Origin of the sequence: uncultured Dysgonomonas sp., from assembly GCF_900079725.1 — a bacterium.
In the GTDB taxonomy this organism is placed as follows: domain Bacteria; phylum Bacteroidota; class Bacteroidia; order Bacteroidales; family Dysgonomonadaceae; genus Dysgonomonas.
Window position 1 is genome coordinate 3,986,644 of record NZ_LT599032.1, and the last position, 21,416, is coordinate 4,008,059.

A 21,416-nucleotide genomic window follows, 5' to 3' on the forward strand; every position below is an offset into this window, starting at 1 on the left:
ATTATTCATATTTAATGAAAATGAAATAATGATAAATAGAACATCAATATTCTTACTACTGTTAATATTCTCTCATACATTTTCGTATGGTCAGGATATTTATGGCGCTAAAAGAAAATCATGGCTGGAAAAAGCCGAAGCGAATAAGCCGGTATTGATTGTAACGGAAAAGAAACCCCTGCAACAAGTAGAAATGGTGAAAGATCCGGACGCTTTTCAGGGATGGAAAGCAATGAGGATCGGGGCTATAGAAGACTTGTATAAAGAATCTTTTAAATCGAAGGTGATTGTAGACTTCGGAGAACATATTACCGGTTCGTTCAGTTTCTCGGTTGGTATACTGGCCAATACGCCCGATGCTCCTTTACGATTTAAACTGACATTCGGAGAAGTTCCGTCGGAGGTGGTAACTCCTTTCGACCCATTTCCTGCAGGAAGTCTCAGCCGGGCATGGCTACAGGATGAGGTTATGACAGTGATGACTTTTCCGGCTGTTGTTACCATTCCGCGCAGGGTATCGTTCCGTTATGTGAAGATAGAATTACTAGCCAACTCGTCTTACGATTTCAATATCTCAGGTATGAGTTGTAAAGCTGTAACTTCTGCCTCTTCTACACCCGAACCGTTGCTGAATACTACCCCTCAGATATTCAAAGATATAGACAGAGTAGGGTTGCATACACTCAAAGAATGTATGCAGACTGTATATGAGGATGGTCCGAAAAGAGATCAGCGATTGTGGCTTGGCGATTTGTACCTTGAGGCATTGGCCAACTATGAATCGTTCAGGCAAAATAATCTTACTAAACGATGCCTGTATCTGCTTGCAGCTTTGAGCCAGCCTGAGGGTTGGTTACACGGGACAGTATTTGAAGTGCCGGAACCACATCCACAGTCGGGACAAAAATTGTTGGATTATTCGTTCCTTTTTACAGTCTCGCTTAAAGATTATCTGAAAGCGACGAATGATCGGGAAACTGTGGATGATCTGTGGCCTGTAGCCAAAAAGCAGGTTGACATTGTGAAAAACTATTTACAGGACAATGGCTTGATGGACTTTAAGCGGGCAAACCGGGAATGGTGGATTTTCTTCGACTGGAAAGATAATTTTCACAGAGAGGTTTCTTTACAGGGGATTTCCATTTTTGCCCTTCGTGAGACTTATGAGCTTGCTAAGCAGTTGAACCGGGAAAGCGAAGTGGCTGAACTTCCTGCATTGATAAAGAAAATGACAAAAGCTGCCCAAAAGAATTATTATAATCCGAAGAGCGGGTTTTATACAGGTTTGCTAAACGATCAGATATCTTATGCTTCGCAGGTATGGATGGTATTGGGCGGCGTGCCAACAAAAGCACAGGCTCAACGCGCACTAAATGCTTTGCCTGTAACAGAAAATGTTTGTTATCCGGGTGGGCCATATATGTATCATTATTATGTCCAGGCATTGATAGACAGTGACCTGCCTGATGAAGCACGCAAGGTAGTTGAAAATTATTGGGGAGGTATGTTGAAAAAAGGTGCAGATACATTCTGGGAGGTATATGATCCTCAAGATGAATTCAGGTCACCCTACAATTTCTATCCAATGAATAGCTATTGCCATGCGTGGAGCTGTACCCCGGTCTATTTTATACGAAAATATCCAGAGATATTTCAGAAGTAAGATAGGTCAAAAAACAAAAACAATATTCGGTAATCTTTTAATATAATGTAGATGGACTCAAAAAAAATAGTAGTGTTAGGAAGTTGTAACACAGATATGGTCGTGAAATCGGATCGCTTGCCTGTTCCCGGAGAAACCATATTGGGTGGCACCTTCTTTATGAACCCCGGCGGAAAAGGAGCAAATCAGGCTATTGCCGCAGCACGTCTGGGAGGAAATGTGACTTTTATAGCAAAGACGGGTAACGATCTCTTCGGACGCCAATCGGTGAAGCAATACGAGGAGGAAGGACTCGATACCAGTTACATTCTTTCAGATCCCAACTTTCCGTCCGGCGTAGCTCTTATATCAGTAGACAGAAATGGTGAGAATTGCATAGTTGTGGCTTCGGGAGCAAATATGACTTTGTGTTCCGAGGATATAAACAATGCAGAGTCGGCTATAGGTTCAGCCGATATCTTATTGATGCAACTGGAAATACCAATAGAAACTGTAGAATATGTAGCAGAAATAGCTTCTGCCAAAGGTATTCGGGTTATTCTGAATCCTGCTCCGGCGCAGTCTTTGTCTAATTCTTTACTCAAGAATCTGTATATGCTTATTCCTAACAAGTCGGAGGCGGAGATACTATCGGGTATCAAAGTCGCGGATTGGGACAGTGCCCGCAAAGCTGCTCAGATAATAAGTGCTAAAGGAGTGGATAAGGTGGTGATTACACTTGGCTCGCAGGGAGCCTTACTTAAAGATGGCGATACTTTTCACGAAATACCTGCTCAGAAAGTTGATGCCGTGGATACGACTGCTGCGGGCGATACTTTCTGTGGTGCGATAACGGTAGCTATATCGGAAGGAGCCAAGCTTGTAGATGCCGTAAAGTTCGCATCGGAATGCGCCGCTATAACTGTGACAAAGATGGGCGCACAATCGTCCATACCTTTCAGAAAAGAAGTGGAATTCAAATCTAAAAATTAAAGTGATATGTTTATCGTAGATAGTTATTCTCTAGCAGTATTGTTCTGCTTTGTTACCATGCTCTGCTGGGGTTCGTGGGGTAATACCCAGAAGCTGGCAGGAAAGACATGGCGGTACGAATTGTTTTATTGGGATTATGCCATCGGTATGCTGATATTTGCGGTTGTCATGGCATTTACTTTGGGCAGCTTCGGCGACTCGGGACGAAGTTTTATAGACGACCTAAACCAGGCTGACACATCATTTCTGGTAAGTGCATTGATCGGTGGTGTTATTTTCAACGCATCTAACATCCTGTTAGCTGCGTCTACTTCCATTGCAGGATTGTCTGTTGCTTTCCCTCTGGGTGTGGGTTTGGCTTTAGTTCTGGGGGTGTTTATCAATTACTTCAGCACACCTAAAGGCGATCCTGTAACACTGTTCTTAGGGGTATTTCTTATCGTTATTGCTATTATCCTTAACGGAATAGCAGCCAGCAAGAAAACAGCAGGTAAGAAAACCGATAAGGATGCCAGGAAAGGAATCCTGTTAGCTGCACTGGCCGGAATCCTGATGTCGTTCTTTTATCGCTTTGTGGCAGCGGCAATGGATTTGGATAACTTTGACCAACCTACCGCTGGTATGATAACTCCTTATACAGCCTTCTTTATATTTGCACTAGGTGTACTTCTTAGCAATTTTGTATTTAATACGATTGTGATGAAGAAGCCGTTTGTAGGTTCTCCCGTTACTTATAAAGAGTATTTTTCCGGTTCATTCGGTACGCATATGGTTGGTATTCTGGGTGGCTGTATTTGGGCTTTAGGTACATTGTTCAGTTACATTGCAGCAGGAAAAGCCGGGGCTGCGATTTCGTATGCTCTGGGACAGGGTGCGCCTATGATTGCGGCAATATGGGGTATATTTATATGGAAAGAGTTTAAAGGTACGTCCAAAACTGTAAATACACTATTGACCCTGATGTTTATTCTCTTTATCTGTGGTTTGGGATTGATTATCCTAGCCGGACGTTCGTAATTGTCTGAATATCTTATTGAAACTTAAAATATATATTATGAAACAAACAATTCTATTCACAGCTATTATAGCATTTATCGTGGTTGGCTGTTCTGGTAAGAAAGCTGAAACATCGCAACAATCGGCCAATACAGAACCTATCAATATTATATTTGATACCGATATGGGTAACGATGTCGATGACGCTCTGGCATTAGATATGCTATATAAATACATAGAGGCGGGAAGAGTTAATCTACTGGCTATTCCTACAACCAAAGTTAGTCAGTATTGTGCTGAATATGTAGACGTAATGAATACATGGTATGGACATCCTGATATACCTGTTGGTACAGTTGTCAACGGAACCAGTATCGATAACGAAGACAATTTTGTGCGGGCGGTATGTCAGATGCAAGAGAATGGTAAGCCTGTATTTGAACGGACTGTAAAGGACTATGATTCATATCCTAAATCTGTAGCATTGTACCGCAAAGTACTGGCTGCTCAGCCTGATGCTTCTGTATACGTTGTTTCTGTAGGCTTTTCTACCAACCTTGCACAACTGCTTGATAGCCCTGCTGACGAGTATTCTCCGCTGACAGGGAAAGAGTTGGTGAAGAAGAAAGTGGTTCTGCTTTCTGCTATGTTGGGACATTTCACGGATCAGAACTTTCAGGAATTCAATGTGAAATGTGATATTCCGGCTGTGCAAAGAGTGATGAAAGAATGGCCAACACCTATTGTTGCTTCTCCTTACGAACTGGGTGATGCCATCCTCTATCCATCAAAGAGTATAGAGACTGATTTCAACTGGGGGATGGTAAATCCGCTAGTGGAAGGTTATAAAGCATATCTGCCAATGCCATACGACAGGCAGACTTGGGATTTGACCTCCTTACTTTATGTTGTGGAAAAAGACAAAGGCTACTTCGGTTCATCGGGACCGGGCAAGATAGAGATAGATGATAATGCAATCTCACGTTTTGTTCCGGATGCTGAAGGTATGCATAGTTATTTGACTGTAACTACTGAACAGGCTGAAGTCGTAAAGAAATATTTCATAGAACTTATAACTCAGAAACCGGCTAAGTATAGGACTAAGTAGTGAATCAAAGATGCGAAAGTATCTGTGTAAGATGAAACTGCCCGGCCGGGCAGTTTCATGTTTCATCTTTTCAGAAGTGTAACTACTCATTAAATAACTTCTACTTGTTTGCAATAGATGAAGAATATCAGTCTTTTAGATTTTTCAGGATGCGTTCCGCATCAAGTTTCCCTTTTTCCAAAATGCTTTCCATCAGTACCGGAGATCCGTTCTGCCGTTTACTTTCGTTCGATGCTTCCATGAATGTAAATATCTCGATCGTTTCTTCAGGGTCGATAGGTACTTCTTTTGTCTTAAAGAATTGCAGGATCTGATCTAGTAAAACCCCATAACCTTTATAGCCATCGGCCTGTACTACTTTTGAACTACAGAAAGCCGTACCTCCGAAGTAATTATGACCTGTGCGGATACTGCGGAATGTTCCTATCCTGCCGTCTGCCCATACACCTGTAACTACACTGAAATCCTTTGTAGATAAACGGCTGACCTCTGTGCATCCGGTTCCCATAACGGTGTACAACGTTTCCACGCCGTGGATGCCGTACCACGTGAAATCGGCATGGCTGGGTTCGTATGCATCGGGAGAATAGCAGTCCGCTCCAATTACTTTTCCGTGATTGCCTTTGCGTATTTCCTGATTTACGGGAGAATAGCGGAGGGCGGAAGAAGAAAATACAGGTACATTATATTTTTTTGCCAATTTGAATATTGCAATCGCTTCAGCCAGATTAGCGGCTACCGGCTTATCTATAAACACAGGCTTACCGGCTTTGAATACTTCAAGGGCCTGCTCCAGATGCAAATTACCATCATTGGTTTCGAGGAGTACACAGTCTACTTGTTTGAGCATTTCGGCAATCGAAGACGTTATCTTTACTCCATGATTCTCGGCCTCTTCAATATATCCGGGTATGCGTTTTGCACTGCTCTCTATCGTTTTCGATCCGTAAGGATAAGCTGCTACAATCTTGAATCCTCTGTACTGTTCAGGGGCATTTTTATCATTCAACAGTTTGATAAATGCCGGAGAGTGTGATGTATCCAGTCCTATAATTCCGAGTTTTATTACATCTTGGGAATACAATCCTGCTGATATAAACAGAAAGATGATTGATATTACTATAATTCTTGATTTCATATAGCGGTAATTATTATAAGGTTAAGGTCTGAGACCCATTTATTATTTTGGCTATCCTCACTGAACTAATAACGAGGCGCTATCCTTATCGAGATACAGGATAACATCATCCTCAGTCCTAAGTATAGATGCCGGACAAGCTTCTGAAATATCTCCGTTTATCATATTATAAACAGCCTGCGATTTGGATTTGAACGGAACTATACAGTACAGATACCGAGCTGATAACAAGGTGGGTATCGTCAATGTCAATGCTTGTTTCGGTACATCTTCTATTCTGGCAAAGCACTTGTCGTTTACCTGCTGCTGCCTGCACATTTCGTCCAGTGTAACGGCTTTAACCGTCTCTGTATCATTGAAATCTGCGACATGAGGATCATTGAATGCGATGTGTCCGTTTTCGCCTATGCCCAGACATACGATATCTGGTGGATAATTCTCCAGCAAGGCTGTATAACGTCTGCATTCTTCTTCAACCGGTTTATTTCCGTCAAGATAGTAAATATTGCGGAACGGTAATAGTCCGAATATCTCTTTTTTGAGGAAATTGCCAAATCTTTGTGGTGCATCGTCACTCAAATTAATATACTCATCGAGATGAAAAGCATTGATTCTACCCCAATCTATATCTTTATAGCTAACCAGTTCTTTTAGAAATTCAGACTGAGAAGGAGCTGCCGCAAAAATCATATTGATATGTTCTTTCTGGCTGAGAAGCTCTTTTATTTGCGTAGAAACATCCAACGCAGCATTGACTGACATTTCCTTGGTTGTGGTATATATCTTTACCGTCAACTTGTTCTTTTTAAAGATCATGATTTAAGATTATTGTTTTGTGTATAAATTACTTTACCTTTTACGATTGTTGTTTGTACCGAAATATCAGAATCGAAGATAATAATGTCGGCATCCTTTCCCGGTTCAAGTGAACCTTTTGTCTTATCCACTCCGAGGATACGGGCAGGGTTACGCGTTATCATCTTTATGGCATCGAATAAAGAAATTCCGGCAACTTCTATCATTGTGCGCACGAGCCGGTCGGCAGTAGCTACGCTTCCGGCAAAAGCACTGCGGTCGGTCAGTTTAGCCACACCGTCTTCAACGATTACCGTCTGTCCTTTGTCCTGGCTGCCTAATATATACTCCCCGTCAGGTATGCCGGCAGCTCTCATAGAATCGGTACATAATACAATATTATCGATGGACTTAAATTTACATACATACTGGAGTAGCGACTTAGGAAGGTGTATTCCGTCTGCAATAATTTCCACACTCATATCATCTATCATATAAGTGGCTTCGACGGCTCCTGCATAGCGGTAGGCGTTGCGGCGGGTGATTGTAGACATACAGGAATAGAGGTGGGTGACATGAGTGAACCCATTCTTGTATGCCTCGATAACCTCTTCATACAGTGCGTCAGTATGCCCGAGTGAGGCAAGAATACCTTTCGACCGTAACAAACGTCCCAATTCTAAAGCGCCATTCAGTTCAGGCGCCATACTCCAGCGGATAATGTGTTTCTCTCCGTGGGCTAATATCATGTTATATTCTTCCGGCTCAGGATTTCGCAGGTATTTAGGATCTTGAGCGCCCCGTTGATTATAGGCAAAATAAGGCCCTTCGAGATGCAATCCCAGTAAGTCTGCTCCATCTGTATTTTGCTCTTTTGCCTGTGCGTATACAGCAAATGTATCCAGCAATTCTTCTGTAGTGCTGGTCAGTGTAGTAGGAACAAGGCTTGTTGTTCCATACCGTGCATGTGTACGGGCCGATCCCAGATATGCCTCCACTGTATTGTCCATGAAATCATGTCCTCCTGCACCATGTGTATGCATATCTATAAATCCCGGAGAAACATAGTTACCTTTAGCATCGATAACTACATCAGAATCGCTGTATTCGTCAAAAGAACCTTCTCCTATCTGCGATATAATGCTGTCGGTGCATACGACAAAGCCGTTTTTTAGTATCCCTTCTGGTAGGATTAAAGCAGCATTTTCTATTATAGTTCTCATTTCAGGTTTTGATTTTAGTTATCGGTTAGGACTGATTAAACGATAGCTCAAAATTAAGCTTTTATATTTTCAGAATATGGTTTGTAATGCGAATGACTGTTCTCATAAGACGTCAAAGTTTCATTTGAAACATGAAATCCTGACCTTTTCACCAAACAGTATTCAGTTAAAGGGAAGGGCTTGCTGATGCATGTTATCAGCTACTATTAACTCAAAAAGGTAACAAAAGTAACAGATATATCAGCTTTTAGCTGATAGCTATTAGCCGTTAGCTTTTTAGTTCTGTAACTGCCCGCAGGGCAAAGTAACTCGCAACTGTTTTTCAAAAAGTAACAAAAATAACAGATATATCAGTCATCAGTCATCAGTGAACAACTCGTCTACTTGTGTCTTGTCTACTTGTATCTCATATTACTTTCAACTTATTACTCAATACTTACTACTTTGAAAAAGTAACAAAGGTAACACCTTTTCACTATTTCTTTACATCACAACCTGTTGCCCAATAACACGCTTGTTATCTGTGTTATATAGATAAATGTTTGAGAAAAAGTAACAGTTGTTTTTACTACTTCACGTCTTTGCGAGAGACGATCAATTTTTACTGCTTTTTATACAATTTCCTGTATTCAGCAGGCGATATGGATTTATACTTCCGGAATATCCGCGATACATTTTTGAAATCGTCGAATCCGGCTTGTATAGCAGCATCCGGTAAATGTTCGTCGGTGGTTAACAGTAGTTTGATAAAATGATTGATACGATGATCCAGTACACATTGGTATATAGATGTACCCACTAAGGCTTTAAATTTTTTCTCAAGCACCCTTCTCGACAAAGGAACAATGTCGACTATATCATTCACAGATATTTTGTTGCTGTAATTTTCACTGATATAATCCAGTATTGTCCTTATATGTTCGTCCGAAACAGCATATTTATCTGTCGACGACCTGTTTTCTATATACAGGGGTTTGACTACTATATTGAAGGCATCGTTTATCTCTCCTTTGATATATTTGTCGAGTAACCTGGCCGCCTGATAGCCGCCGTTTTCTACGTCGAGTACTATAGACGATAGAGTGGGAGTAGATAAGTTACATAATAATGTATCGTTGTCTACACCAAGGATGGCTACTTCGTCGGGTATATTGATATTATATATATTACAGGTTTCCGATATTTGCAGTGCATAATAATCATCGCAAGCGAAGAGGGCAGTAGGCTTAGGTAGCGACTGAAGCCACTTTCCCATATATTCTGTGTTGTAGAGCCATTCTTTGTTGTCGGGGTTTTTGTTTTCCAGTATCTTGCATTTATATCCGGCTTTTTCAATCCTGTCCTTATATCCTAATCCTCTCTCGCGAGACCAGATCGCATTCGGATATCCATAATATGCAAAATTACGATAGCCTTTTGCCAGAAAAAAATCCGCAGCCATAACCCCCGTTTCGTAGTAGTCTCCTGTCAGATTCGAAATGGATTTATTCCTGTCGCGATAGTTTTGTACGATAATAGGAATATCCAGAGTTTCGAATAACTCGAGATTAACGTCCCGCAATTGTGCTATTATAGCATTTGCCTTCCATTTCTTTGCAAAGTCTGCAACCCCCGCTTCCCCATACATCATTTGATAATACAGAGGCATTCGCAGGAATGACCATGGTCCTACTTCTCTCGAATAACGAATAATACCCTCCAACAGCCGACGGCTGTAGCCACTCGAAAAATCTGTCAATACAAGTATCTTTAGCATAGTTAGATAGGTTTAGTTTAAAACTTTTTTATTTAAGGTAGATAAGCTAATTGTACAATAGAACATATAAAATTTAAGCTGGTTCCAAATCTTAAAAATAATCTAAACATTGTTTAATCGCCCAAATATTCAAATTTAATTTTTATATTTCCAATCAGAAAGCTAAGTAAAGTTATTTATATACCTCAACCTGATATTTAAACTATAGTAACAAATACGAAACTATGGAACTCATCTTGACATTTTCAACACAGAGTAAAAAGAGAGAGAAAGAGTATTGTTTTATGTAAATAATGACTATTTGCTATTGATAATATATCCGTTTTTCTACATTAAAGTGAAAAACACCTTTTATTCTTTTTACTCTGTGGTAAAAAATAAAAAGTCAAGACGACTTCAGTAATAGAAAGTATTTGATGCAGCATTTTATAATCATAACTGGCTTTTGCTGTCGCAGGTAAAAAGTAATAAATAGGTCTGAGACCTGGCCTTGATATTGATACCATACTATTAATAGATTATTAACATAAAATTCAAAATACGAAAAAATAACGCTCTTAACTATTTATATATACCAACAAGTTTTGTAGTTAAATATATTGTAATTCAGGATGTTGGTAGCTTGTGGAGACAATCACCATATTTGCCGCTAAATTTAATATTATTTGTCTTAAATGCGAAAAACGGTATCCGTAATGATCAGAATATCTGGTTATATGTGGATAATAAAGGCCTTGGAGTGCTACAGGCTGATGTTGACGTTTTTTGAGCATACTAAGGCGTCATTTGAGTTCGGTTTTGGATCAAATAAGAGTTTCTTTGTATTTAGGTAACTAAGAATCAAATTTAACCTCTATAAAACACATTATCATGAGTACACGACGTGATTTCATAAAAAAAGCAATTGTGAGCACATCAGCCCTTTCATTTGGGGGAGTTTTAAACGGTTTAAGTGCAAAAAGTTATTCCAATATCAACGGGGCAAACGACAAAATACGGGTTGCCGCAATCGGAGTTAATTCGCGGGGCGGAGCTTTGGCTGCAAACTTTGCGAAACAAAAAGGTTGTGAGATAACCTATATATGTGACGTAGATAGCCGTGCTATTGCCAAATGTTCCGATGCTGTAGCTAAGATTCAGGGAAACAGACCGAAGGGTGAAAAGGACTTGCGCAAAGTCCTTGAGTCGAAGGATGTGGATGCGGTTATTATCGCTACACCCGACCACTGGCATGCTCCCGGTGCGTTGATGGCAATGCAGGCAGGCAAAGATGTGTATCTGGAAAAGCCGTGTAGCTATTGTCCCGAAGAAGGCGAAATATTGATCAATGCCGTAGCCAAATACAACCGTGTTGTGCAAATGGGTAACCAAAGACGTTCATGGCCAAACGTGCAGGAAGGTATACAGGCAATAAAAGAAGGCATTATCGGCAATGTTCACTTCGGGAAAGCATGGTATACCAACAACCGTCCGTCGATTGGTGTAGGCAAGGAAGTTGCCGTACCCGAATGGCTCGATTGGGACCTGTGGCAAGGACCTGCGCCACGTGTAGCTTATAAGGATAATATAGTACATTACAACTGGCACTGGATATGGCGCTGGGGAACAGCCGAATCGATGAATAACGGCACACATATGGTCGATATACTGCGTTGGGGTATGGAACTGGAATATCCTACGATGGTGAACTCAGCCGGAGGTCGTTATTTCTTCAAAGACGACTGGGAAACTCCGGATACTCAGGTAATAAATATGGAATTCGGCAAAAGCAAATCCATGACTTGGGAAGGCCGTAGCTGCAATGGACGTACCATAGAAGGAAGTAGTGTAGGCTCTATGTTCTACGGCGACAAGGGTAGCATGCTGATTACCGGAAGCGACGGTTACAGGATTTTCGATATGGATAACAAAGTAGTTAAACAACAGTATAGCAAGATTGAAATAGATCCGCGCAACCTGATGAATCCTGCCGAAAGCCTCGATGCACTGCATATAAACAATTTCTTTGATGGTATCAGAAAAGGAGAAAAACTAAATTCCGATATTGTTTCAGGACATAAGAGTACGGTACTGATGCAGGCAGGTAATATTGCCCAGCGCGTAGGTCGGTCGCTCAATATAGACCCGGCCAACGGGCGTATCGTACACGATGCCGATGCAATGAAATATTGGAGCCGCGATTATCAGCCGGGTTGGGAAATGAAACTGTAAACAAGCTCCTTAATCTTTAAATCCTGAAATCTTTAAATATTGAAACCCAAAAATACCCATGAGTCAAATAAACAATCAACAATTAAACAAACGTAATACAACCATTGCAATAGTTATTGTAGGTGCGATGTTCTTTATCTTCGGTTTGGTCTCATGGGTTAATGCGATCCTTATTCCATACTTTAAGATTGCGTGTGAGTTGACTCACTTCGAATCGTACTTCGTGGCTTTTGCCTTTTATATAGCTTATTTCTGTCTGTCTATTCCATCTGCCCATATATTAAATAAAGTGGGTTACAAACGGGGGATAATGTATGGCTTCTTCTGTATGGCCATAGGGGCGGCATTATTTATCCCTGCTGCTCTTACCCGTACATATGGAATATTCCTTGCCGGATTGTTTGTTATCGGCGCCGGGCTGACTATACTCCAGTCGGCAGCCAATCCGTATATAACCATTGTAGGGCCTATCGAGAGCGCAGCCAAGAGGATAAGTATGATGGGAATATTCAACAAATTTGCAGGTATAGTTTCTCCTCTTATTTTTGCCGCCGTCGTACTGAAGGTTACAGACAGTAGTTTGTTTACTCTATTAGAATCCGGCACATTGGACGAAGCATCCAAAAATATGATGCTCGATGATCTTATTCGCAGGGTAATAAAACCTTATGCTATCTTATCCGTACTATTATTCCTGTTTGGAGTGTTTGTTCGCTATTCTGTATTGCCGGAAATTGATCCGGCAGAAAATAATAAAGAAGAGGAGAATTGTACTCATAAGAGGACTTCCATCTTTCAGTTTCCATATCTTATTCTGGGTGCATTCGCTCTGTTCGTTCATGTAGGGACACAGATTATAGCCATCGACACCATTATCAGTTATGCAGGTTCAATGGGGATGAACCTTTTAGAGGCCAAGGCTTTCCCTTCCTATACTCTGACGGCGACAATAATCGGCTACATAATAGGAATTGTATTAATACCCAAATATGTTTCTCAAACGAGGGCATTGCAGGTTTGCTGTACACTCGGATTATTATTGTCTTTCGCTATTATCCTGGTAAGTAGGGAAGTGGTTATTCTCGGCCATGAAAGTACTCTTTCTATCTGGTTCTTATGTGCGCTCGGACTACCTAACGCCCTTATTTACGCAGGCATATGGCCGCTGTCGATAAAAGGATTAGGGCGGTTTACAAAGATAGGATCTTCACTGATGATTATGGGATTGAGCGGGAATGCGATCATGCCGATTGTCTATGGTACTTTTGCCGACCTCTGGGACTTGCAACATGCTTACTGGGTATTGATCCCATGCTACATATACCTGATATTCTTTGCTGTATACGGACATAAGATTCAATCATGGTCATTCAAACTCCAAAATAAGTTATAGTATGAAACAAATAAAATATATATTCTGTTTTCTTCCGGTTTTGATTCTAATGACAGCTTGTAATATGCAATCGAAAAGTAAGAAGTTTAACGGTTCGGAAGGTGAAGTACGCTTGATCACAGTAGCTCCTGCACACTTCCATGCGGCTTTATTGCAAAAATCGATGTTGAAACAACTCAACTACAACGTACAGGTATATGCTCCGAACGGGCCCGAACTGAATAGCTATGTGGATATGATTAATTCATATAACACCCGTGAGAATAATCCCACATATTGGAACCTTAAAGTATATACAGGGGATGATTTCTTCGAAAAAATGCTATCCGATAAGAGCGGGAACGTTGTAGTGCTGGCAGGAAATAACCAGTTGAAAACCGATTATATCCTGCGCTCCGTCGGTGCAGGATTGAATGTCCTTGCCGACAAACCGATGGCAATAGATAAAGCTTCTTTCGAGCAATTGAGGGATGCGTTCATCCTTTCTGCAAAGAATGATGTACTTTTGTATGATATCATGACCGAACGCTATAATTTTATCAATATTCTGAACCGTGTGCTGATGCAGGACAAAGAACTCTTTGGCGCTATTACCAAAGGTACGCCGGAAAATCCTGCCGTAGAAATGGAGAGCGTACACCATTTCTATAAAATCGTATCGGGAAATCCTCTTATCCGTCCTGCATGGTATTACGATGTGGAGCAGCAGGGCGAAGGGATTGTGGATGTTACCACGCATCTGATTGATATTGTCAACTGGAAGTGCTTCCCTGAGGTTGCGTTGGATTATAAGAAAGATGTAAAAATAACGGATGCCAGCCATTGGGCAACGCCTGTCACTTTAGAACAATTCCACCGTTCTACAAAGGCAGAGAAGTTTCCGGATTATTTGAATAAATATATAAAAGATTCTGTGTTATACGTCAATGCTAATGGTACGATCAGCTATCAGGTAAAGGGAGTGAATGTCGGAATAAAAGTAGTATGGGATTATCAGGCACCTGAAGGGACCGGAGATACGCATAAGACAATTATTAACGGGACCAAAGCGGTACTCTTAGTATTACAGGGAAAAGAGCAAGACTATAAATCCAGGCTTTATATCAAAAAAGGGGCAGAAACTACCGAAAGCGATTTCAGGAAGAATATTGAAAGAGCAATCAACGACCTGAAAAATATTTATCCCGTTTCCCTCAAAGAAGCATATGACGGCATGTTGGAGATAGAAATATCTCCGAGTATGGACGACGGGCATGAAGCACACTTTTCGAAAGTAGCGGAGAAGTATTTCAACTTTCTTATTACCCGTGAAATGCCTGATTGGGAAGTACCTAACATGTTGGTAAAATATTATATAACAACTACTGCCCTCGAACTTGCTAAAGAAAAAGATTCGGCGCATTGAGACAAAAAAGAGACGATATTAAAAAAACAATATAGACAATGAAAACACAAGATTTATCTCGCAGAGATTTCCTGAAGAATATGGGTGTAGTAGGAGGGGGAGGACTTCTGTTATCTTCTTTACCTTTCCTGCATGCATATGCCCAGAAAAAAGAAAAGGATGTGGCAGGTTCAAAAGCCCGGCTTGCAATTATCGGAACGGGTTCAAGAGGAATGTATCATATCAATCATCTATTACAGATTCCCCATGCTGAAATAGTGGCTATATGTGACATTTACCAGCCTCATCTGGATAATGCGGCAAAGCTATGCCCAAAAGCCAAGCAGTATAAAGATTACAATGAAGCCATTAATGCTGCCGATGTCGATGGTATCCTGATTTCTACTCCTCTCAATCAGCACGCTCCTATTTCCATTGCCGGACTTAAAGCAGGTAAGCACGTATTTTGCGAAAAGTCTATGGCCAGAACTCTGGACGAATGTAAGGAGATGTATGAAGTATATAAAGAGAGCGGCAAAGTATTGTATATTGGTCTGCAACGATTGTTCGACCCTAAATACCTGAAAGCTCTGGAACTCATACAAAACGGTACAATCGGCGAGATTGTAGGACTTCGTAATTTCTGGTATAGGAATAACGACTGGCGCAGGCCTGTACCTGAACCATCATTGGAGAAACAGATAAACTGGCGTTTATACAGGGAGTCTTCAGGTGGTTTGATGACTGAACTTGCATCACATCAACTACAGATGGGTACTTGGGTAAATAAATCCCTGCCTGACTATATTACAGGCTTCGGTGATATTCTTTTCTGGAAAGATGGTCGCGAAGTTTACGATAGTGTAAGCGTTATTTATCATTATTCCAACGGCTTGCGTATGACATTCGAATCCATTATCTCGAATAAGCATTACGGAATGGATGAGCAGGTACTCGGTCACAAGGGTACACTCGAACTTGCCCAGGGGTTGCTATATATGGAAAATCCAAAACCGGCTCCGGGAATACAGCAACTGATAAATCAGATAGAACATAAGGTATTCGACAGTATACCGTTTGCCGGCCCTAGCTGGGTGCCTGAAACTGCATCTAAGGCATTGGGCGAACCTATTTTAGACAACATTCAGACGCACGACGGCTCTAATACAACAGGTGCTGCTGTAGATGACGGTTCACTGGCACTCGTGTCGGCTTACTGTACCTCGGTCATCACCGGAGAATCAATGCCGATGCTTGTCGAAGAAGCATATTATGCATCTGTTTTGGCTCTGTTGGGAAATAAAGCGATGGAAGAACGTTCTGTAATTGAGTTCCCTAAAGAATACGAAATACCTTACTTATAATAGACACTAATATGAAAGATATTAAAATAAAAATAACAGCGAAAAGGCAACGGACAGAGTTAATCATATGGGGAGCCTGCTTTGTATTTGCTTTCTTATTGAATGTATATTCCATTATTGCCTTTGATACGGAGTGGAAAGAACTGTATACACAATTGTTATGGGTGTTGAGTTTGAGTATAGGCTTCTATTTCTTAATCCTGTTTTTCCGCTTGTTGTACTGGCTGATCCGTAGTATAATCCGTAAGAAATCAACTAATAAAACAGTAGAAAAATGAGACTGATATTGTTTGCATTTCTGATTTTTTCCTTTTATCCGGGTATCACATTTGCTCGGGAATCAAAGAATCTTGAAAATGGCGACAAATCCATTGTAGTCAAACCGGAAGATTTTGAAGGAAAGAATATATCCGAAAAAATTTCTAATGCGCTTGGCTTTCTGAAAGAGTGTAATGGTGGCACCATCTTGTTCAAAGATAATACTGTTTACCTTATCACGGAAGCTATCGCCCTGCCATCCAATACAACAATGGTAGTCGACGGATGTAAAATTAAACTGGCCGACCAGATTTTTGATAATATCATCCGTTCCGGTAATCTCGATATAGATGAGCAGAATCCGAATAGCTATGTAAAACAATTATTACCTGCCAAAAATATCAGGATTGTAGGTAAAAACGGAGCTGTAATCGAAGGTGCTGAGAATTTCTACGAAGGAGTCAATCCCAAAACAGGTGTTAAGGAAAAATGGCTGGGAGATTACTGGGGATGGAGAAATTTCACAATCTTGTTTTCTTATGTAGATGGTTTTGAAATATCCGGACTGAAAGTACAGAAAACCCATAGCTGGGGCATTGTATTGACCAACGGATGCAAGAATGGCCATGTCAGCAATCTCGAATTGCATACCACTGTGAAAAACGGGGACGGAGTCAGCATAATACAAGGGGGATCGGATATACTGATTGAGAACATCACAGGGGAAACATCCGACGACTCCATTATTCTGGCAGCTTTTGACGAATCGAGATGGAGCAATAACAAATATGTATTTCCTCTCTTGCCTGTCAGATATTCCGATTATTCTTATGGTGGAGACATACATGATATTACCTGCCGCAATATTGAAACATCGGGTATACACCATGTGATGATTCTCCTCCCTTCGCAACCAAAGATATATAATATTTATTGTTCCAATATCAGCGATGGACCCAAAGGCGGTAAGCGAAAAGTCATGCGTATTTACGGGAACGGACAATACGGACAAGGTTTCAAACCCGGGAATATGTATAATATCTATATGAACGATATTCTTTCTTATAAAGCAGATATAGCCCTGGAGTTTCTCGCTCCCGTTCATAATTCGCATTTTAATAAGATAACACAGCTTAAACCCGGAGGGAAAGATGTCCTGACCGACCCGGAGAATGTGAATGTAAGAATAACAAATACGGTAAAGAAGTAGACAAAAAACTGACGAATTTATGATAAACACACCACAAAATGAACGGGAGTTAAACGACTTAGTTTCTCAACCGTCCGGCCAGCTTATTGACTTTATTAAAACACTTTCCGGTGATATTTCTATATTGGGAGCAAACGGAAAGATAGGATTATCCTTATCCCTTATGGCAAAAAGAGCCATAGAAATGGCCAATGTAGATAAGAAAGTGTATGCTGTTTCCCGGTTTTTATCAGATGAGGGCAGACTGTTACTCGAAGAATATGGTATTGAAACCATTGCCTGCGACCTGAATGACAGGGAACAGGTGAAATCGTTGCCCAAAACGGAAAATGTAATATTTATGGCCGGACGGAAGTTCGGAACACAGGGTTCTGAACCATACACATGGGCCATGAATGTATTAATGCCCGCCGTTTGTGCCGAACATTACAAAGATTCGAAGATAGTCGCCTTCTCCACAGGTTGTGTCTATTCATTAGTATCTAAAGATACAGGCGGGTCTGTAGAGGCTGACCGCCCCGCCCCGGTAGGAGAATATGCCCAGTCCTGTCTGGGACGCGAACGCATATTCGAATATTATTCCCTTACAGAAAAAACGCCGGTATTGCTTTTGCGCCTCAATTATTCTACTGACCTGCGGTATGGCGTCTTATGTGATATTGCAAAGAAGATATGGAATGATGAGCCGGTAGTGACAGATTGTGCTTATTTCAATATCTCGTGGCAAGGGGATGTAAATAACTATACATTGCTTGCATTGAGTGAATGTTCGTCCCCTGCAAATTATTTAAATATAACAGGCCCTGAAATACTTTCTGTGGTAGAAGTTGCGAAGGAGATGGCAAGTATAATGGGCAAGAAGGCCATAATCAAATGTACCGAAAATGACAGGTCGTATCTGAATGATGCCGCAAAATCGTTCAGGCTCTTTGGCAAACCTTCTGTAACAGCAAAAGAACTTATCCGCATGCAAGCAGAATGGATTATGCAGGGTGGTAAAGATATAGATATACCTACTCACTTTGAAGTAGGTGACGGTAAATTTTAATTAAGTAACTAATGGTATGTTTTATGTTCTATTATTTTATACATAGCTACTATCTTAATTTAAACTTGGATGCTTTAGTTTATTGCTGCCGCGTCCTCCCGGGCTTGTCCTTCCTTTTGGCATTGCCCAAAAGGAAGCAAAAAGCTAGCGCTTCGTTCCTCGGCGACCCACAATCGGTTTGCCGGCTGAAAGTGACAAACGGGCTATCGCCCCGTCCCTTTCCACGCCGTCTGTGCCGTGTGGGTGCCCCGCCTGCGGAACTAATGCGCGTCCGCTGACGCACGAGTAAGCGAAGCCCTTCGATGATCAAATACGCGTCAGCCTCCCGTGCCTTCGTTCTTAAGGCGGGGTACCCAATCCGAAAGCGGAGGCGAAGAGCAAAATGGGGTAGCTGCTATACAAATCTGATAATCGAGCACTAGATGAGTCAGTATTATTTTGCTCCGCCGTAGCTTCGGTTTTGGGTCGCCGGGGAACGAGCACTAGCCTTTTGGTTCGTTTTGGGCAATGCCAAAATGAACAATTAAGCCAAACACAGTGGCGACTAAAATAATAAAACTTTAAAAATAACAAACATAACTAAAACACTTATCTATGAAAATCACAGATATCGATATAGACTTACTAAATACATTCCGAAAAGGAACCGTTATTCCCGCCACTCCTTTGGCCTTGACCAAAGGCCGTAAATTGGATGAACGGTATCAGAAGGCGCTTGTCCGTTATTATATCGATTGCGGGGTGGGTGGAATAGCTATAGGTGTTCATTCCACTCAATTCGAGATTCGAGAACACGGAATGTATGAAAGCCTGCTGACTCTTGTATCCAAAGAGATAGACTCTTGGTCTGACTTACAGAATAAAAAAATACTGAAAATAGCAGGCGTCTGCGGAAAAACCGAACAGGCCGTCGGTGAAGCATCCTTCGCTGTGTCGGCAGGTTATCATGCGGCACTGGTAAGCCTTTCCGCACTGAAAAATAATTGCCTTGATGATCTTATTAAACATTGTCGAAGAATTGCCCAAATAATGCCCATTATAGGTTTCTATATGCAACCTTCGGTGGGCGGAATCGTGTTACCTTTTGAGTTTTGGAAGGAGTTTGCTTCTATTCCGAATGTACTTGGGATAAAAGCAGCTCCTTTTGATAGATACAAAACTTTCGATGTAGTCAGGGCGATTTGCGAATCCGGAAAAGAGGATGACATAACTCTATACACAGGCAATGACGATAATATCATTATAGATTTGCTTACCGAATATAAAGTTGAGACTACAAAAGGGACTAAAAGTCTGAGAATAAAAGGCGGATTACTCGGGCATTGGTGCGTATGGACTCAAAAAGCTGTTGAGCTTCTGGATGAAGTCCATACTATCATTGCTTCCGGAAAAGATATTCCTGCTGAATTATTGACACGTGCCGTACAGATTACGGATTCGAACGCGGCATTTTTCGATTCCAGGAATAATTTTTCCGGCTGTATTCCCGGCTTACACGAAGTCTTGTTCAGGCAGGGGCTTATGACCAATGTATTATGCCTGAATACCGAAGAGGTATTGTCGGATGGGCAAAAAGATGAAATATCCAGAGTGTACAGGTCTTATCCGCATCTGAATGACGATGAATTTATCCGGATGAATCTTAATAAGTGGTTAATGTAAACGACGATAATGATATGAAGATAAAAAATCCTTTCTTTCAGCAACTGTTTTCATCGTTCGGTCCCGGACTAATAACGGCAGCACTCGTTTTAGGTCCGGGTACTATTACTGTTTGCAGTAATGCGGGGGCACTTACAGGTTATTCTATGCTGTGGGTAATTGTTGTTTCCAGCTTGTTTATGATCTGTATGACACGGGTTGCAGCCAAGATGGGGTGTGTATCTCCCGTATCATTATTGACTAATATCGAAAATAATTACGGCCGCATAGTGGCTATACTTGTCGGGTTCAGCGTTTGTTTCAGTTGCTCGGGATTCCAGACAGGCAATACAATCGGATTAGGCATATCATTGAATGAACTTTTTGGCGGAAGCCTTGCTTTGTGGACAGTTATATTCCTGATCGTCACCCTTATTTTTATCTGGACATCCAGCAACTTTTATTCATTACTGGAAAAGACAATGATATTTCTGGTAATGATAATGATAGTCGCTTTCGTAGGAAACCTTTTCTTCATAGATATTGACGGGGGAAGTCTTTTTAAAGGACTTATCCCGTCTATTCCGTCACCTTCGAATAAAGCCCTGTGGATAGCGGTTGCCTCTACCTCATTTAGTGTTGCCGGAGCTGCCGGGCAGGCATATATGGTACAAGGGAAAAAATGGAAAGCCGAAGATCTTAAGAAAGGACTGAGAGATGCTACTTTCGGCATTCTTATTTTGAGCGCTTTAGGAGCTATTATAATTATTACATCAGCAGCTATTATGCACCCTAAGGGCTTAACTATAAAAAATGCCGTTGATATGGCACTGCAATTGGAGCCTTTTCTTGGCTCTTTCGGTAAGTGGCTTTTCCTTATAGGCTTGTTTGCCACATCTTTTTCGTCATACGTTTCCAATGCGGCATTGGGCGGAATGTTTCTGTGTGAAGCATTACATCTGGGTAAATCTATAAATGACCGCTGGGTAAAAGTATTTGCTTCCGGCATATTAGTTCTGGGTACAATTATCGCGATCATATTTGGTTCCAACCCTATTCAGCTGATTGTTTTTGCGCAATCTATGACCATATTCGGGGCGCCGATTGTTGCTGTAGCGATTCTGTTTCTATCTAATAACAAGAAAGTGGTAGGAGACTACCGGAATTCCCATATTCTGAATATCGTTCTGACCATTGCTACGGCGTGGGCAATATTTATTTCTGTAAATCAACTTATTGCTTTAATTCAAAACTAA

General features: G+C 41.2%; 18 protein-coding genes. 14 read left to right on the forward strand and 4 right to left on the reverse strand.

Features of this window, described 5'->3' with window-relative positions; all coding sequences use genetic code 11:
- Positions 1–28: 28 nt before the first annotated feature.
- Genes QZL88_RS16365 through QZL88_RS16380 form a run of 4 tightly spaced genes read left to right on the forward strand, consistent with a single transcriptional unit; the run spans position 29 to position 4,739 of the window.
- Positions 29–1,663 (forward strand): glycoside hydrolase, encoded by a 1,635-nt coding sequence (locus tag QZL88_RS16365; RefSeq protein WP_296942853.1) that lies wholly within the window; start codon positions 29–31, stop codon positions 1,661–1,663.
- A gap of 51 nt (positions 1,664–1,714) precedes the next feature.
- The gene (gene rbsK, locus QZL88_RS16370; protein ID WP_296942856.1) at positions 1,715–2,635 is read left to right on the forward strand and encodes a ribokinase; all 921 of its coding nucleotides are present in this window, start codon (positions 1,715–1,717) and stop codon (positions 2,633–2,635) included.
- 6 nt (positions 2,636–2,641) lie between these two features.
- On the forward strand, positions 2,642–3,652 hold the full coding sequence (locus tag QZL88_RS16375) for a GRP family sugar transporter (protein WP_296942858.1): 1,011 nt from the start codon (positions 2,642–2,644) through the stop codon (positions 3,650–3,652).
- 37 nt (positions 3,653–3,689) lie between these two features.
- Complete coding sequence (locus QZL88_RS16380; protein ID WP_296942861.1) at positions 3,690–4,739, forward strand: nucleoside hydrolase; 1,050 nt, start codon at positions 3,690–3,692, stop codon at positions 4,737–4,739.
- Positions 4,740–4,866: 127 nt separating this feature from the next.
- On the opposite strand, the gene QZL88_RS16385 is transcribed toward QZL88_RS16380, so the two are convergent.
- From QZL88_RS16385 to QZL88_RS16400, 4 genes are all read right to left on the reverse strand, one after another.
- Positions 4,867–5,877 (reverse strand): Gfo/Idh/MocA family oxidoreductase, encoded by a 1,011-nt coding sequence (locus tag QZL88_RS16385; protein WP_296942863.1) that lies wholly within the window; start codon positions 5,875–5,877, stop codon positions 4,867–4,869.
- Positions 5,878–5,934: 57 nt separating this feature from the next.
- Positions 5,935–6,693 carry a glucosamine-6-phosphate deaminase gene (locus QZL88_RS16390; RefSeq protein WP_296942866.1) on the reverse strand — a complete coding sequence of 253 codons (759 nt, stop codon included), beginning with the start codon at positions 6,691–6,693 and terminating at the stop codon, positions 5,935–5,937.
- On the reverse strand, positions 6,690–7,895 hold the full coding sequence (gene nagA / locus QZL88_RS16395; protein WP_296942868.1) for an N-acetylglucosamine-6-phosphate deacetylase: 1,206 nt from the start codon (positions 7,893–7,895) through the stop codon (positions 6,690–6,692). Before nagA ends, QZL88_RS16390 begins: the two co-directional genes overlap by 4 nt.
- Positions 7,896–8,496: 601 nt before the next feature.
- Positions 8,497–9,651 (reverse strand): DNA-binding transcriptional regulator, encoded by a 1,155-nt coding sequence (locus tag QZL88_RS16400; RefSeq protein ID WP_296942870.1) that lies wholly within the window; start codon positions 9,649–9,651, stop codon positions 8,497–8,499.
- Positions 9,652–10,521: 870 nt separating this feature from the next.
- Here QZL88_RS16400 and QZL88_RS16405 point away from each other — a divergent pair.
- From QZL88_RS16405 to QZL88_RS16450, 10 genes are all read left to right on the forward strand, one after another.
- Positions 10,522–11,862: a Gfo/Idh/MocA family oxidoreductase gene (locus tag QZL88_RS16405; protein WP_296942872.1), complete on the forward strand. Its 1,341-nt coding sequence runs from the start codon at positions 10,522–10,524 to the stop codon at positions 11,860–11,862.
- A 58-nt stretch (positions 11,863–11,920) separates the two neighbouring features.
- Positions 11,921–13,255, forward strand: coding sequence for a sugar MFS transporter (locus QZL88_RS16410; RefSeq protein WP_296942874.1), 1,335 nt, complete (start codon positions 11,921–11,923; stop codon positions 13,253–13,255).
- A gap of 1 nt (position 13,256) precedes the next feature.
- Positions 13,257–14,660, forward strand: a complete 1,404-nt coding sequence (locus QZL88_RS16415; RefSeq protein ID WP_296942877.1) for a putative oxidoreductase C-terminal domain-containing protein — start codon at positions 13,257–13,259, stop codon at positions 14,658–14,660.
- A gap of 38 nt (positions 14,661–14,698) precedes the next feature.
- Positions 14,699–16,003 carry a Gfo/Idh/MocA family oxidoreductase gene (locus QZL88_RS16420; RefSeq protein ID WP_296942879.1) on the forward strand — a complete coding sequence of 435 codons (1,305 nt, stop codon included), beginning with the start codon at positions 14,699–14,701 and terminating at the stop codon, positions 16,001–16,003.
- A gap of 11 nt (positions 16,004–16,014) precedes the next feature.
- Positions 16,015–16,281, forward strand: coding sequence for a hypothetical protein (locus QZL88_RS16425; RefSeq protein WP_296942881.1), 267 nt, complete (start codon positions 16,015–16,017; stop codon positions 16,279–16,281).
- Complete coding sequence (locus QZL88_RS16430) at positions 16,278–17,471, forward strand: hypothetical protein (protein WP_296942883.1); 1,194 nt, start codon at positions 16,278–16,280, stop codon at positions 17,469–17,471. Before QZL88_RS16425 ends, QZL88_RS16430 begins: the two co-directional genes overlap by 4 nt.
- Before the next feature lie 19 nt (positions 17,472–17,490).
- A complete protein-coding gene (locus QZL88_RS16435) occupies positions 17,491–18,519 on the forward strand; it encodes an epimerase (RefSeq protein ID WP_296942885.1) in 1,029 nt (342 codons plus the stop codon).
- Positions 18,520–18,542: 23 nt separating this feature from the next.
- Positions 18,543–18,797, forward strand: a complete 255-nt coding sequence (locus tag QZL88_RS16440) for a hypothetical protein (protein ID WP_296942887.1) — start codon at positions 18,543–18,545, stop codon at positions 18,795–18,797.
- Positions 18,798–19,113: 316 nt separating this feature from the next.
- Positions 19,114–20,181: a dihydrodipicolinate synthase family protein gene (locus QZL88_RS16445; protein WP_296942889.1), complete on the forward strand. Its 1,068-nt coding sequence runs from the start codon at positions 19,114–19,116 to the stop codon at positions 20,179–20,181.
- 14 nt (positions 20,182–20,195) lie between these two features.
- Positions 20,196–21,416: an Nramp family divalent metal transporter gene (locus QZL88_RS16450; protein WP_296942891.1), complete on the forward strand. Its 1,221-nt coding sequence runs from the start codon at positions 20,196–20,198 to the stop codon at positions 21,414–21,416.